The sequence below is a fragment of the Devosia sp. XK-2 genome, assembly GCF_037113415.1.
Taxonomy (GTDB): domain Bacteria; phylum Pseudomonadota; class Alphaproteobacteria; order Rhizobiales; family Devosiaceae; genus Devosia.
Genome location: NZ_CP146608.1, coordinates 2,008,904 through 2,023,005 on the forward strand (window position 1 = coordinate 2,008,904; position 14,102 = coordinate 2,023,005).

Here is a 14,102-nt window from a genome sequence, read left to right on the forward strand (position 1 = left end):
GCCGTCCACCGGCCATGGCGGCCGCCATTGCCCAGCCCACGCCCCCAAGCAGGGATGCTCACTCGCCATTGCCGGTGAAGAACTCGCGGGCGATTGTCATCGCGATGATCTTCATGTCGAGCCAGATGGAAAAGTTCTGGATATAGGCAATGTCATGATCGATGCGTTCGCGCGCTTTGCCCATATCACGCGTGGAACCGCGCAGACCATTGGCCTGGGCCCACCCCGTAATGCCCGGCCGCATCGCAAGCCGCTGACCGTAATAGGGAACGAGATCGCGGTAAGGCCGCCCGCCAGCCATCATGCCGGCAACATGCGGACGAGGCCCGACCAGCGACATGTCACCGAACAGAACATTGAACAATTGCGGCAATTCATCGATGCTGGTCTTGCGGATAAAGCGACCGACTGGTGTCACCCGCGGATCATTTTCGCGCGTCTGGGCAATGCCCGACACATCGCAATCGTCGACCCGCATCGATCTGAACTTGAGCGCTTCAAACGGACGGCCATCCAGACCTTCCCGCGACTGCCGGAACAAAATCGGGCCGGGGCTGCTCAGCTTGACGGCCAGGGCAACGATAATCATCAGCGGCGCGAGCAAGGCCAGGCCTACCGACGCCCCCACAATGTCGATGACACGTTTGACGAAGAGGCTGGCGCGCCGCGCCGGCCGTCCCTCGCTCTTGGAAAGAGCCCAATTGACGGCTAGGCCGGAATGCCAGGTGACCCTTGCATTGCCACGGGCGAACGCTGGAACTGATACGTCAAAATGCGCCTCTGGGCGCGCATCCAGCTCGACATACTCGGCACCAGACTTCGACTGCACCAGACCATCCATATCGCCAATCCCTCAAAACAAGGTGGTGAATAACGTTTCCTGCCGCTACCGCATATACTTAACAGAAAGTTGCGACCGTCCAACAACTAATCAAAACCATCTCTGCAAAACTAGTTAATCCGCGGGCGCCCATCGCTTCGCCGAGCGCGCCACTTAGCATTATGTCCTAAACTTCGACGAAAATACGCAGACAATGGGGCAAAACAGCCATTATCAGGAAACTACGTTCCACGCCCGCGCGGCGCTATGAGTTCTACGCATTGCTTCCTTGCAGTATTGGAAGAGAAAACGCCGTGCGCAAAAAAATAAAGGCGCGGATAAATTCCGCGCCCCAAATGTTCATGCCGTTCTGTCGGTTTATTCGAGTTAGACAGGACTTGCCTGATTTCCAATCGCGCCGGAGTCCGGCAGCAATTCTTCGAACAGCGCATCGATTGCCGCGCCACCACCAGCGGCAGCAATCTCCGCCCGCAATTCGGTGAACGACTGCAGGGCAACTGCCGGATCAATGCCAGCTGCGACCAATGCGGCCGAATACGCGTTGATGGCAGCTTCACACGCAACCGGCGTACCCGCCGGAGGCGTGCAGCTCACGAACACTGCGTTGTAAAGATCTTCAAAACCGGGAACCGCAGCAGCCATCGCCTGGATAGGGCCGAAGGACATTGCAGAAATGACACCAGCTGTAGCTAGAAAGGCGAGATTCTTGCGCAATTCACTATCTCCTAAAGAGCGGCCGCCCAATCTGCTACGACAGCAAGGCGCCAAGGTCAAGTAAAGCGTTTAGCTCTTGTTATCCATATTGGCAAACGCACCCGACATTAATGGTAAAAATGGCCAAGTTTTTCGACAAGGCGCGAGCATCGCTACATTTTCTACCTAACTTTAGGACAAAATTTTGACGCCGAAAATGTCAAAAGCGATCTACGCAAGGTAGCTATGCAAGTGACGCATGCCCTGTCCGGGACCGGTCGCCACGGCCGAGCCGCAGGGCACCCTGCGGCCAGATAGCAAAAACCCCGCCCAATGGGCGGGGTTTTCCGTGCCAGTCGGGACCGATCTAGCCCGCGGACCAGTTCATCGGATTGGCATTCGAGATGGACCGGATGTTGTAGCCCGAGGCGCGCACCGTCTTGACGCTATTGGTCAGATTATCGAGCACGTAGTCGCCCTCGCTCGTCCGGACCACCAGAACGGCATGCGGTTCGCCGCGGCGGGTATGCGTATAGGCAATCCGCAGCGACCCGGCCGAGACGCCGTGGCGCATCAACATGCTGCGCTTGCTCAGGACGTAGTCTTCACAATCGCCCTCGGACGGATTGAGCGTCCAGACATCGGCCTTGTCGACCTTGGGCTTGATCGAGCGATTGACGTGTACGTTCACCTGCTTGAGCATGGCCATGAGATCCGGGGTCATGGTCACCTGGCCGCTTCCGCCGCCGCGGCATTCATTCCGGTTCTTCGCGCAGAAGAACTGCATCGACAAGGGTGTGATCGCGGCCACCTGCATCGAGGGGCGATAGCTCTCGACGTCGTACTTGCTATAGGCCGCGGCGCCGCCGATCGAGGCGACGGTGATTGCGAGCGCCAAGCCCGCCATCTTGAAAGAAAACTTGGTATTCATTTACGCCATCCCAGAAGTTTGATGGCTTCAAGATGCGCGCGACAGATTGAGCTTGCCTCAGCAAGATCGATACAATTTTATTCAATTTGACGCGGTTCCGGCCGCACCTCGTCCGTCCTAGGCCCAACTCCGAAACGGCCCCTTCCTTTGGCTGGGCCAATTTGACGAGAAGTGTCATCGAGCTTGAATCAAATGCCATGCAATGAACTGTTGGACCAAGCCGTGGTGGCGGGGGATCGGCGCACGTGCTAGGCAGGCCGCCCAGTATTATCGACCGTAAGGACCCCGCCGCATGACCAAGATCTGCGTCGTGACCAACGAGACCCAGGCCGCAGAGGCCGCAGCGGCCCGACTTCGCGACCGCTACGGCCTGGTATCCCTCAAGGAGGCGGACTTCGTCGTCGCCCTGGGCGGAGACGGGCTGATGTTGCAGACGCTCCATAAGGTCATGGATAGCGATAAGCCGGTCTACGGCATGAATTTCGGTTCGGTCGGCTTTCTGATGAACACTTTTAGCGAGGACACGCTGGCCGAGCGCCTTCTGGCAAGTCAGCGAACGCGTATCTACCCGCTCGCGATGGAAGTCCTGGACGCCTCGGGACAAAGGCGCACGGCGCTTGCCATCAACGAGGTCTCCCTTTTCCGCTCCACCTATCAGGCCGCAAAGCTTCAGATCTCGGTTGATGGCGAGGTGCGGCTGGATGAATTGATCTGCGACGGCGCGCTTCTGTCCACGCCGGCGGGCTCCACAGCCTATAATTTGTCGGCGCACGGCCCTATCCTGCCGATTGAAGCGCCATTGTTGGCCCTGACGCCAATATCTCCATTCCGGCCCCGCCGCTGGCGAGGCGCGATCCTGTCCAACCGCGCGGTCGTCAAATTCGTGGCTCACGAGGCCCAGAAACGACCAGTCAGCGCCGTTGCCGACAATGTCGAATTTCAAAATGTACTCGAAGTGACCGTCCGGGAGGACCGCTCCCATGGCGTCACCCTGCTCTTTGATCCGGGCACCAGTTTGGAAGAACGGGTTTTGAGCGAGCAGTTCCGTTTCTAGGATCGGCCGGAGCGCTAAGCGGCGGGCAATTGCAAATGCGGCACGTCCGGCGCGCTGGGCAGTTTCAAGCTCGCATTGGCGGTCTTGGCGAAGGCCGCCACCACCCCGCGCGCGGCCTGCCGCGCCAGGGCGATATTCTGCTCATTGAGATAGCTGAAGCACTCCAGCAATTCATCGGGAATGTTGCCTCCGAACTCGGCGAGCAATTCCTCGGTCAAGACGGTGATCACGTAGTGCCGCGCCGACACGTCGTCCGCTAGGTCCGCCATACGGGCTTGAATGACTATTCGCGCCAACAAGCCACCGGCCGCTTTGGAGAGACCGCAACGGGCAAATAGAGCAAGCAATGCCGCCCGACTTCCGCTTTCGAGCAGGGTAAGGACCTTCCGGCTGCCGGTATCGGCCAATTCCCCGATGCAGGCAGCAAAGAACATGACCCGGCCGGTCACCACCGCATGCAAAAGCAGACGCGTATTGATCAGGTCTTGGGCCACCAATTGCCCCACAAAATTAAGTCTGGCCGCCTCGCCTCCGGTGTCACCTATGGCCGCGAGCGCCGAATCCGTGCTGTTCCGCACGACTCTATTCAACCTGTCCTGGCCGAGAGCCCCCTTCACGATCCTGGTCGCCTTAAGGCTCTCAGCGACCTTCCCGACAAGCAGTAGGCGCGCCGCTCCTGGCAGGTCGTCTCGCCCCAGCAAGGCGCCACGCATTTGCGCATCGCCGCCCCATTCCCGCGCCAGCCGGCACAGCAACTCATCGGCCAGTGCTATCTCTCGCCGCCGCAGCAGACGCAGCACCAGGCCACGATCGCCATGCACAAGCAGGGCTGAGGCCAGCTTCGCGCTCACAACGCCACGTTGGGAAATTGCGGTCAGCACCATTGGATTGCCACCTGCGGCCAGAGGCAGGAGGTCGGCGTCCACGAGAACCGGCGAATATTGCAGCACGGCCCTCGATATCACCGCGCTGTCTTGCAGCAACGACAGGATTATGGGCCGGGGGGCCCGGGGCGAATGCAGCAAACCGTAGGCCAGAGCCGCGCGAACCTTGACCGACGTGTCGTCCAGAAACCCAATCAGCGCCGCATAAAGGGCTGCATGCTCGTCGGCGGGGCCATCATGGTCAAGATAGGCAAGCGCCGCCATATGTGCGGCTTGGCCCCGTTCGTCGCTGTCATACGACTGCGATAGTTCCGCGAAAGCCTCATAGCCGATCATAACTCACTCCGCACCTTTAGGAGCGAAGCTAATCGGCAATATTTAAGGAACGGTTCACCATAATCCGCGCCCGATCGGCGCGATCATGTGGTTCACAAGAAGGATCAGACGCCGGCGATGAAGTTGAAGCCCATACTGATGAGACTACCTGCCACGACAACCACCCCCCATGAAAGGGCGGCCAGGCCCGTTACGATCCATCCGCGTGGCGGCAACACCGCGGACCGGCTCCGAACGTGATCGGCATGTGCCATTTTCTTGGCTCCCGAAAGTCCCGTTTTCTGTGACTTGTGCCACTAAGCGCCCAAAGTCTTAATGCCCGCTAAATCCTTTTGATCGTAATGCTTTGAGCCCGACTATTTGTTGTAGAGCTGCGTAAAAAAGGCGGCGCCCGCCTGCTCCGCTTCAAATGCACCGTCCGGCTCGGTCTTGAACAAACCGGTAAACGACATGTTTTCCGTCGAGAACCGAGACGGCAGTGGCGGCTCGGCTGGGCGCGCCGCCGGAGCACTCTCACCAGCCATCTGCTGAACCGCAAATTGAGAACTTCCGGACGCCTCGTGCTTGGCCACAAGCACTCGATAGACCTCTCTTATGGTCCGCGCCTCGCCCTGGCGATCATAGAAAATGGCCCTGTTCGCCGCGGCTTGCCGCGGAAACAGCGACGCCGCCACTTGGTCGGGATTTTCCAGGCCCGCCCTGAACATTTTCTCTGCACCTTGGGCGCCAAGAAAATGGGCAATATAGAGTTCGCCTGCACTGGGCATACGACCAAAGGCAGACCGCAAATACTCGCCATTTTCTCGCGTAAAGGCGGCGGCCAGATCGGAGGCAATTTCCGGATTTTCGCGCAAGCTGAGTATTTCCGAGCGTTTAGCCGGATCGGCAACGACATAGTCGCCATCAGGGCTCCGCGAGATCGCCTCCGCATAGTCCTGGTACCCTAAACGAGGCCCCTGCTCCTTCATCACCTGCAGCCATGTACCCTCGAGGAACTGAAACAGTCCAACGGCCGAAGATGTGCTTGCCCGCGCCTCAGGGTTAAGGCTGCTCTCCCGCATCGCTGTCTGCAGTAGATAGCCAAAGTCCACCCCACTGCGATTGCCGGCCGCATTAAGCACCCTGGCTAGGCTCTGCGAGATGGAAACGGACTGCACGCCCATACCAGCGCTTTCGAATCGATAGAAATGTGGCCAGCTTAGCACCACACTGCGTTAATGCACTGTTAACCCTTCTCGTCATGGTGAGGCGCGACCTCGCTCCACCGCCTCACGACTGATCCGAGCGGCGGGCGCGGCCGGTCCTCCGGCACGATTGTCGGCGTCCCGATATGGACAAAACCCACAAAGCGTTCGCCAGGCAATGCGCCCAGGAATTTTGCCGCCTTCTCGTCGAACGCGAACCACCGGGTTACCCAACTCGCCGCATAGCCCAGGGCATAAGCGGCATGGACCAGATTGAACGCAACATTGCCGGCCGAAAGCAGTTGCTCAAATTCGGGCACCTTCGGATGCGGCTGCGGCGACGATATTACCCCGATGGTCAGCGGCGCGGGCAGAAGGCGGTTGCGCTCGATTTCAAGGCTTTCCGCGTCAAGGCCAGGATTGTTCGCAAGCGCAATATCGGCCAGCCCCCGCCCGACACGCGTCCTGTCCTCACCGGCAAAAATGATCAACCGCCACGGCGCAAGCTTGCCATGATCGGGGACCCTTGTCGCAATGGTCAGAATGTCCTCGAGCTCGGATTCGTCAGGCCCGGGATCTCGCAAAAAAGCCAGCCCGACCGAACGGCGTGCCAACAGGTATTCGCGCAGAACGGGGTTGGCGGCCATTGGAAATCTCCCTTAAATGCAGGCGCCTAGCCATAGCGGCGCAAAAAGCGCTGCGTCTATGCAAAAAACGTTTGATTGCGACCGCGGCGGTTTAAAATCGGCACCGATTGTGACACAGCTTTTCCCCAATCGGGGCCTAGGCATGGCTTCGAGTCGGTTCTTCGACCGGCGCCGTAAGCTGGAGACCACATGCGTTCGGCACGACTATTGGCAATCCTGATCGGACTTATTGCAGTCCTCGGATCCATGCCGGGCATACAAACGGCGCTGGCCCAGCAGGAAACTATAGAGATCCCGCCTCTCCCACGACCGAGGCCGGATCGGGATGCGCAGCCGGCTCAGCCCGCTGCTGTCACACCGGCAGACGGCACCGCCGCTGACGCCATCGCCGCCGTCTCCAGCGTGCCCCAGCCGGTGGTGCTGACCGCACGTATAACCGATCAGGGCGCACCTATCCCCGAGGGGCTCGTATGGCGCGTATTTGAAGGCGCACCGGGCGAGGACGGTGAGATGGCGCTTGTCGCCAAGGCCGACGCCGGCAGCGCCCAGCTCGATTTACCTCCGGGCGATTACGTCGTTCATGTTGCCTATGGGCAGGCGCAGGTCAGCGAGCCCATAACAGTTGTGCCTGGCGCCAATAATTTCGGCATCGTGCTGGAAGCTGGCGCGTTGCGGCTCAACTCGGCAGTGACAGGGGACATTCCGATCTCGCCGACCCTGCTGCAATTCGACATTTTTACCGCGGGCGACGACGCCAGCCGCGCGCTTGTCGTCGACAATCTGCCGCCCAATGAAATCGTGACGCTCAATGCGGGGACCTATCACATCGTCTCGCGCTTTGGCGCTGTCAACGCGGTCGTACGAGCAGATCTGCGGGTCGAGCCGGGCCAATTGACGGACGCTACGCTCTATCATCACGCGGCCGAAATTTCCTTCAAGCTTGTGTCCGAAGAGGCCGGCGAAGCCATTGCCGATGTCGAATGGACGGTCAAAACCGCCGATGGTGCGACCGTGTTTTCCGAACGCGGCGCCTTTCCGTCAACGGTCCTGTCTGAAGGCGAATATCTTGTGCTCGCAAAGCTCGGAGACCAGGTCTATAACCGCGAAGTGCAGGTACAGCCGGGCTCTCCACGCGAAATCGAACTATTGACCAGCATTTATTGAAGCCCAGGCATAAGCCTCGCTAGCCTGTCGAGATGCCAATGCTCCGAGAGGCATTCATGCGGCGGCCGCTAACGACCTTGGCCGGCGACATTCCCGGGCGCGGCGCGCTCCGCCTCATCCAGCCTGGCCAGCATCTCATCGAATACCGCGATATTACGCGAAATCTCTTCAAGCCGCTCCTCGCCCTTCGCGGCTGCCTTGGTGGCTTCTGCTATCTCGTTTTCTTCTTCCGCGTCCCGCGCGCCATAATCTCCGGACGTGTCCATAATGGCGACAGCCCTGTCCTGCCATTCTGCTATACGACGCCGCAGTCCATGCCGCTCGCCCTCCGCGGAGGCCTTGGCGGCCAGCAGAGCCTCGCGCACGCTCTGGATGCGCGCGCGGTCTCCTTCCTGGTCTCGCTGCGGCGACCGCGTGCGAAATCGTATACCCAACACCATGAGGCCACCTCGACTCGTAGTGGACAAACATCCACCGTGCGGCGCCCCGAGGCAACCGGCAATCGCCTGCCCATTTCAAGGCCGGTGCGCCGTTGACTATGACGCCGCTTGCCTTGACCTTGAGCGCAGACGTCAAGGAGGGCAAGCATGCGCATCGGATTTTTCACTCTAGTCAGTCTTTTGGGCGCGGCAATGCCGGCATTGGCGCAGTCATCGGCCGAAAACGCGCAAGCCATCCTGGCCGCGGCAAGCCTGCCCGAGGAACGGGCCGCAATATTGTCCGGGATTTTTGCCGACGATCCGAACACGTTCATCAACATCCTCCAGGCCGAATTGCGCGAGCGCGGCTTCCGGTCCAGCCCACCCAATGGCTTGTTCACCATCGATACTATCCGCGAATTGAACGCCTTTTGCGCCCAGGCCGGCATCGCCGATACCTGCCTGCGCGGTCCGCTGGTGCCCGAAGGCGTCGCCGCCATTGCCGGGGCGCTCTATGCCCAGACCCCATCCACCGCGGTGGCACAGCCCGCCACTGCCCCTGCTCCCGAATCGGAGAGCGAGACAGCCGAACCTGCCGGTATTGATGACAATTCCGGCGCCGCCATTGCCTTCGGCCCCATCGATCTCGAGGCCGATCGGGCCGTATGGACCTGGAGCGGCCTGCAGCTTTCAGGCGCGCCGCCGGCGGTGACCGCGACCGTGGATCCGCGGCGCACGGGCGTTTACGACCCCGGCACCAAGACTTGGCTGCTTGGCCCGCTCGACTATGAACCGGCCGCCGATGGCCGCTATGGCTTGGATTTCACCACGCCTGCCGAGGGTGGGCCGGTGCGCGTCTACCCCTTGCGGGGGCGGGATGATCAGAGCTGGCTCTATATCGTGGTCGATGGTCTCGAACCGGCAACCGCCTACAGCGCCTCCTGGACCCTCTCCATGAACGAAAATTCCTACCATGTGAACGACCTGACGGTCACCCGGGACTGATATCCCGCTTATCCCCGCCCCCATGGCCGGTGCTAGCCTTGCCGGACCATGAAAGGGGATAAAAATGGTAGATCGATTTCAAGCCCATGCCGCCAGCATGGAAGGCCCAGCCACGCATGGCTTCGCCATCACCCCGAGCGATGCGGCCGACCTCTCCGAGGTCACCCGGGCCATTTATGTGGGCGGCGCGGGCAATCTCGCGGTGCGCCTGCTGAGCGGGGCCGATGTCACCTTCGCGGCGGTTTCCGCGGGCACAGTCCTGCCCATCCGGGCGCTCCGCGTTCTCACCGCCAGCACGGCCACCAACCTGGTGGGGCTGAGCTGATGCTGCGTTCCGCCCCTACCCTGGGCATGGGCCTGGCGCTGGGTGGCCGCCCGGCCTTCGAGCCCGAAGCCCTGGCGCTTTTTGCCCGCATGAGCGTCCAGCCCGACACAAGGCGCAAAGGCCTCATCAATACCCTGATCGCCGGCCTCAAACAGGCCGGTGTCTGGTCCCGCCTCGACGCCTTTTACATGCTGGCCGCCCATGACGCCCAGGCCGCAAGGCTCAATTGGGTGGCCGACGCCTATAACCTGACTGCGGTCAACAATCCGAGCTTCGAGGTCGATCGCGGCTATACCGGCAATGGCATCAATGCCTATCTCGACACCGGCTTCAACCCGGCCACGGCCGGCGGCAAATTCTCACTCAACGACGCCCATCTGGGCGTCTGGTGCCTCACCGACGCGTCCGAGGACAAAAACGATATCGGCAATCTCAATGCTCGCATCTTCGCCCGCAATAGCGGCGGCGCCATCTCCGGCCGAATGAACGACAATGCCGCCCCCTCGGTGGCCCCAGTCGTCACCACCGCAATCGGCCACACCCTGCTATCCCGCGAGAACAGCGCGGGCTACCGGATCGATAAGGACGGCGTTGCAAGGACAACGGCCGCCAACCCGTCATCCTCCATTTCCTCCGGCAATTTTTGGATTTTGGGTGCCAATGGCGGAACTCAGAGCGCAAGGCAACTGGCGATGGCACACTTCGGACGCCACCTGATTACCTCTGTCGAGCTTCACGCACTGACCGAAGCCTATCTTGCTGCGCCGTAAACATGGCTCACCACGAAGTCAGGTACTCTCAGGCAGGAGAAATAGACTGGTGCGAACTGTGAGTCGGAGACAATTCTGCGGGCTTTTCTCGAGACGAAATTCTCATTCTATGATTCATCACAAGCAATGCCGCCATGGCCATCACAGCCGGAGGGTCGTATAAAGAATTTTGAAAGAAGAAATTTACCGAAAACCCTAAACCACCAAGATACCAAAATCTATGCTCTAGAGCATATTTCGCCGAAAACATAACTTTGGCATTTGCTACAACTATCCATGCCCAGTACAAAAACAATACAGCACCAAAAATTCCATATCTAAATCCCAAGTTGACGAACCCAATATGCAGATAATGCACGGTTCGACCACCGTCGATGACGTTCTCACGAGCAAAACTTGAAACTTGCTGCCAAGTTGCACCGAATCCTCTTCCGAAGAACGACTGCGCTGGACTATTCAACGTGGTGAAGTGATACCATATATCGCTAGCCTCCCTAAACCTACCAAGCAGCGACTCATCGGCACCGCCATCAAGTAGCCCGAAGCGCGTATCCTCGAAAACAGAACTTATAATATCAAATTCAAAAAAACCAAGGGCGTATAATAGAAGAGATATTAAAACGCCAACGAATACCAAAAACATAACTCTTATATCGCTGATCCAAGCCAGCACCATAAACAATGCCCCGAGAGCGAACTGCGTTCTATTTCCAGAATACAGCGCAAAACCGCTCATTACCACAATTAATGCTATGTAGAGAAATGTCGTAAACCCAGTGTCGCGCTTATATCTAAGTAGCAAGCTCAGAGCGCCAAACAACATGAAATACGGAGGATCCCATCTTCCGTGCCACCAATAAGATGGACGAAGATTAACGACCGCAGAAATATACGCAAAAACAGCAATTAGACTGTAGACAATTGCAAACCAATATACCGTTCGAATATTGAATAGTTTTTCATAGTATTTTGAAGAAACCAACAGACAGAGCACGAAAAGTGCCATTGTCCCCGCATCGGCCAGGACGTATTGTTGATAGAAGTCAAGCCGAAATGGGGTCATGATGACCCCAAACAACAAGCAGGCACAACTCAAAAAAAGCGGAACCTTCGGAACAGAACCCCAAGTTTCGTTTCCTTTTAATAGCGCAATGCCCAAAATGACGGAGACGATCGTCAGGAACAGCGTAGCATCTGGCACCGAATATGGACCGGAAGCATCGTTTATGTCCCAGACTGCCAAGGCAGCAAGCACCAAGACAGCAGGGCCGGTCGCATCGGTTTGCAATTTATTCGCTGCAGACAATGCCGCCCCCAAGGTCTAGCTCACCGCAAAAAACGCGCGTGTAGCCAATTCGAGTCAAGCTAGGCCTCCGGGTATAGCCAACATGGTGGCCGAAACCCACCGCGCCATGCGTGCGGGTGGCATTACAAATCACGAACCACGCTGAAAACGATAAAGCATGGCGCCCCGAACAGCAAAGACCACTAACAGTACAAGGGCACAGCCTTCGGCGCCCCAGACCGGAATTAGAGCATAGCCGCCGACCGCGGCTATCGCCAAAGCGGCTAGCGCGGTCAGGTTCAGGAGGCGAGCGCGGCCCATCATCGCGCCAAAGGTGCCGAGCGGTGCAAGGAACGCATTGACGCTATAGGCAAGGCACAGCAGGACAAGTACCAGCCCCGCCTGCGCTGCATAGTCAGGGTTGAGGATGCCAAGCAGCCACCCAGAGAGCAGCGCCAAAGCGGCGCCAAATGGCAAGGTAGCGGCACCGGCGAACAGGCAGGCCTCTCGCGCCAAAGGCATAGCCGGACCGGGTGTCACCGCAGCGCGGGCGAATCGCGGGGCATAGATGGCCTCGACGGCGATTCCTATAAGACTGATGGCAACGGCCAATCTGTTTGCCACGGCATAGACGCCCGCAGCAGCGGCCCCTGAGAGGGTGTTGAGCAGCAGAATCGGCATCCAATTCGCCGCAAGCGTGAGCGGCCTATACGGCGATAATACCAGGCCTTGCCGGAGCAACGACCATAATTGCTCAAGCGCCACTTCACCCCAATGCGGCCGCCCCAAGGGACGCAGCGCCAGCGCCAGGAGGACCAGTCCCACCAGCATGCCGCCAAGCGAAGCCATACCAAAAAGCCCCGCCAAAGCCACCGCGTCGGCTGGTTGAGCGATCCACACAAGTACGGCAGCCACGAGATATGTCACGGTTCCCGTCGCCACCTGCGAGAGGATCTGGCGATCAAGCCCCTTAAGCGCCTCGGCCGTGACATAGGTGATGGCCACAGGCACCGATGCCCACAAGAGCAGGAGTAACACGTCTCCTGCACCGCCAAGCAGGGCCTGGCCCAGCCCGGACACCACGGCGAGATAGAGCAGCGCACAAACTAGGCTGGATACGATGGTCGCCGCGACCAGGGCGAGAGCGGCATCGGGGGCACAGCGATGCGGCTCGGACCGCGCCAGGTGCTGCGCCAGAATGCGGGTAACCGCAAAGTCGATGCCGGCACGGCTCGCTTGGGCCGCGAGAAGGACGACGGTCAGCGCCACGAAGAAGTGGCCGGCCTCCATCAGGTCCAGTTGCCGTGCCACCAGAATGGTAAAGGCAAGTTCCGCCAAGGCAGCCCCGCCCCGCGAGCCCGCAACCAGCCCGAGCTTATAGAGCCGGCGCAGTCGTCCGCTCAGGTCCATTGTGCTGTCCCGTTCACGTCCAAGACATTAGGCGAGCGGACAACTTCGTCCGCTCGCAAGACTATTCCAGCCTCCCCTTCAACCACTCCACCTCCTTCACCCGCTCTTCTTCCAGCCAATCCATATCCAGCTTGACCGGACGGCTGCGGATGTCGGTGGCGCCGACGCGGGCGAAGAGGGCCTGGCGGGGCGATGGGGTGAAGAGCATGGCCTCGCGGCCATAGGCGAGCGCGGCGACGCAGGCGTGGACGCGGTCGGCCAGGACGAATTCGGAATTGGCGTAAATGTTGAAATAGGTCCAGGGCTCGTCAGAGGCAACGGCATTGGGATGCTGGTAAATCTTGCGGGTCATATGCGGATTGACCCGGTGCTCGGGGCGCAGGACCATGAGGCCATCGACCTCGGTGGGCAATTTGCGCCGGTCGAGCAGGTGCCCGAAATAGGCCACGGCCTTGCCCTTATGCGAGAAATAGTCCTGCAATTTGGGCACATGCAGGTTCCACCACTTGCCGCGATGTTCAAAGGCGTGGGTCGCCGTCTCATCGCGGGTGGCCGAGAGCTTGATATCGGGCTCGGGGAAACGGTCGAAATTGAGTGCCAGATAGCGGTCGACGGCGAAATCGAAGGGCTTATAGGCCTTGGGCACGAAAAAGGCGCTGTCCATGCCGTCATAAAGCGGGATACCGGTCTCCCAGCCCTTGAGCACTTCATAGGAGCGGCTGTCACGCGTGCTGATGACCACCGGCTTGAACTCGGCCAGGAATTTCTTGACGGCGGTGAATTCGGCTTCGGTATATTTGAAAAAGGCCGCGCCGAGCAGAATGATCCTGGTGCCACGAGCCGTCAGCGCCTCCAGCGTCGGACGCCAGAGCTTTTCGAACGACACCGTCATGAGGGGGCCCTGCATGACGATATAGTCGACATCGAGGAAGCGCAGCAGCTCGACATCGTTGTGCGGATTGCCGGTTTCCTGTTTGTGGAAGGTGCGGTAGCCGGGCTGGTCCTGGATGAAGGCGACATTATCCTCGCCGAAAATCTGGCGCAGGATCCAGTGTCCACCGACATTGAAAAAGGCATTGCCGATATTCTGCCCCCAGAAACCGGAGACGAGCGCGACGCGCGGGGCGGAAGACGTTTGCATGGATTCCCTCTGA

At 59.4% G+C, this 14,102-nt stretch carries 15 protein-coding genes; 5 read left to right on the forward strand and 10 right to left on the reverse strand.

Annotation, left to right across the window (positions count from 1 at the left end; translation table 11 throughout):
- Positions 1-58 precede the first annotated feature (58 nt).
- The 3 genes from V8Z65_RS09740 to V8Z65_RS09750 form a co-directional block, all read right to left on the reverse strand.
- Positions 59-829 carry an exopolysaccharide biosynthesis polyprenyl glycosylphosphotransferase gene (locus V8Z65_RS09740; protein WP_338719479.1) on the reverse strand — a complete coding sequence of 257 codons (771 nt, stop codon included), beginning with the start codon at positions 827-829 and terminating at the stop codon, positions 59-61.
- A gap of 378 nt (positions 830-1,207) precedes the next feature.
- Entirely contained in the window at positions 1,208-1,555 is a 348-nt protein-coding gene (locus tag V8Z65_RS09745) for a hypothetical protein (RefSeq protein WP_338719481.1), read from the reverse strand.
- A gap of 346 nt (positions 1,556-1,901) precedes the next feature.
- Positions 1,902-2,465, reverse strand: a complete 564-nt coding sequence (locus V8Z65_RS09750) for a transglutaminase-like cysteine peptidase (RefSeq protein ID WP_338719483.1) — start codon at positions 2,463-2,465, stop codon at positions 1,902-1,904.
- 292 nt (positions 2,466-2,757) lie between these two features.
- On the opposite strand from V8Z65_RS09750, the gene V8Z65_RS09755 reads away from it, so the two are divergent.
- A complete protein-coding gene (locus V8Z65_RS09755) occupies positions 2,758-3,519 on the forward strand; it encodes an NAD kinase (RefSeq protein WP_338719485.1) in 762 nt (253 codons plus the stop codon).
- A gap of 14 nt (positions 3,520-3,533) precedes the next feature.
- Here the strand turns inward: V8Z65_RS09755 and V8Z65_RS09760 are convergent, their stop codons facing one another.
- From V8Z65_RS09760 to V8Z65_RS09770, 3 genes are all read right to left on the reverse strand, one after another.
- On the reverse strand, positions 3,534-4,739 hold the full coding sequence (locus V8Z65_RS09760) for a DUF2336 domain-containing protein (RefSeq protein WP_338719487.1): 1,206 nt from the start codon (positions 4,737-4,739) through the stop codon (positions 3,534-3,536).
- Between the two features lie 356 nt (positions 4,740-5,095).
- Entirely contained in the window at positions 5,096-5,902 is an 807-nt protein-coding gene (locus V8Z65_RS09765; protein ID WP_338719489.1) for a transglycosylase SLT domain-containing protein, read from the reverse strand.
- A 62-nt stretch (positions 5,903-5,964) separates the two neighbouring features.
- A complete protein-coding gene (locus tag V8Z65_RS09770) occupies positions 5,965-6,570 on the reverse strand; it encodes a nitroreductase (protein WP_338719491.1) in 606 nt (201 codons plus the stop codon).
- A 189-nt stretch (positions 6,571-6,759) separates the two neighbouring features.
- On the opposite strand from V8Z65_RS09770, the gene V8Z65_RS09775 reads away from it, so the two are divergent.
- The gene (locus V8Z65_RS09775) at positions 6,760-7,734 is read left to right on the forward strand and encodes a hypothetical protein (protein WP_338719493.1); all 975 of its coding nucleotides are present in this window, start codon (positions 6,760-6,762) and stop codon (positions 7,732-7,734) included.
- 68 nt (positions 7,735-7,802) lie between these two features.
- Here the strand turns inward: V8Z65_RS09775 and V8Z65_RS09780 are convergent, their stop codons facing one another.
- Entirely contained in the window at positions 7,803-8,168 is a 366-nt protein-coding gene (locus tag V8Z65_RS09780; RefSeq protein WP_338719495.1) for a hypothetical protein, read from the reverse strand.
- A gap of 153 nt (positions 8,169-8,321) precedes the next feature.
- Here V8Z65_RS09780 and V8Z65_RS09785 point away from each other — a divergent pair, with 153 nt between their 5' ends.
- The 3 genes from V8Z65_RS09785 to V8Z65_RS09795 all read left to right on the forward strand — a co-directional run bounded on the left by V8Z65_RS09785 (position 8,322) and on the right by V8Z65_RS09795 (position 10,253).
- Entirely contained in the window at positions 8,322-9,158 is an 837-nt protein-coding gene (locus tag V8Z65_RS09785; RefSeq protein WP_338719497.1) for a hypothetical protein, read from the forward strand.
- 64 nt (positions 9,159-9,222) lie between these two features.
- Positions 9,223-9,483, forward strand: coding sequence for a hypothetical protein (locus tag V8Z65_RS09790; RefSeq protein WP_338719499.1), 261 nt, complete (start codon positions 9,223-9,225; stop codon positions 9,481-9,483).
- A complete protein-coding gene (locus V8Z65_RS09795; protein ID WP_338719501.1) occupies positions 9,483-10,253 on the forward strand; it encodes a hypothetical protein in 771 nt (256 codons plus the stop codon). The genes V8Z65_RS09790 and V8Z65_RS09795 overlap by 1 nt, the downstream gene beginning before the upstream one ends.
- A gap of 28 nt (positions 10,254-10,281) precedes the next feature.
- Here V8Z65_RS09795 and V8Z65_RS09800 read toward each other — a convergent pair whose 3' ends face one another.
- The 3 genes from V8Z65_RS09800 to V8Z65_RS09810 form a co-directional block, all read right to left on the reverse strand.
- Complete coding sequence (locus V8Z65_RS09800) at positions 10,282-11,559, reverse strand: hypothetical protein (protein ID WP_338719503.1); 1,278 nt, start codon at positions 11,557-11,559, stop codon at positions 10,282-10,284.
- A gap of 129 nt (positions 11,560-11,688) precedes the next feature.
- Positions 11,689-12,948: a hypothetical protein gene (locus V8Z65_RS09805; protein WP_338719506.1), complete on the reverse strand. Its 1,260-nt coding sequence runs from the start codon at positions 12,946-12,948 to the stop codon at positions 11,689-11,691.
- Positions 12,949-13,009: 61 nt separating this feature from the next.
- Positions 13,010-14,089, reverse strand: a complete 1,080-nt coding sequence (locus V8Z65_RS09810; protein ID WP_338719507.1) for a polysaccharide pyruvyl transferase family protein — start codon at positions 14,087-14,089, stop codon at positions 13,010-13,012.
- Positions 14,090-14,102: the final 13 nt, after the last annotated feature.

Bases quoted from the DNA above. Each gene is read 5' to 3' on its own strand.
- V8Z65_RS09750 (WP_338719483.1), bottom strand. From the start codon at position 2,465: ATGAATACCAAGTTTTCTTTCAAGATGGCGGGCTTGGCGCTCGCAATC.
- V8Z65_RS09755 (WP_338719485.1), top strand. From the start codon at position 2,758: ATGACCAAGATCTGCGTCGTGACCAACGAGACCCAGGCCGCAGAGGCC.
- V8Z65_RS09760 (WP_338719487.1), bottom strand. From the start codon at position 4,739: ATGATCGGCTATGAGGCTTTCGCGGAACTATCGCAGTCGTATGACAGC.
- V8Z65_RS09765 (WP_338719489.1), bottom strand. From the start codon at position 5,902: ATGGGCGTGCAGTCCGTTTCCATCTCGCAGAGCCTAGCCAGGGTGCTT.
- V8Z65_RS09770 (WP_338719491.1), bottom strand. From the start codon at position 6,570: ATGGCCGCCAACCCCGTTCTGCGCGAATACCTGTTGGCACGCCGTTCG.
- V8Z65_RS09775 (WP_338719493.1), top strand. From the start codon at position 6,760: ATGCGTTCGGCACGACTATTGGCAATCCTGATCGGACTTATTGCAGTC.
- V8Z65_RS09785 (WP_338719497.1), top strand. From the start codon at position 8,322: ATGCGCATCGGATTTTTCACTCTAGTCAGTCTTTTGGGCGCGGCAATG.
- V8Z65_RS09790 (WP_338719499.1), top strand. From the start codon at position 9,223: ATGGTAGATCGATTTCAAGCCCATGCCGCCAGCATGGAAGGCCCAGCC.
- V8Z65_RS09795 (WP_338719501.1), top strand. From the start codon at position 9,483: ATGCTGCGTTCCGCCCCTACCCTGGGCATGGGCCTGGCGCTGGGTGGC.
- V8Z65_RS09805 (WP_338719506.1), bottom strand. From the start codon at position 12,948: ATGGACCTGAGCGGACGACTGCGCCGGCTCTATAAGCTCGGGCTGGTT.
- V8Z65_RS09810 (WP_338719507.1), bottom strand. From the start codon at position 14,089: ATGCAAACGTCTTCCGCCCCGCGCGTCGCGCTCGTCTCCGGTTTCTGG.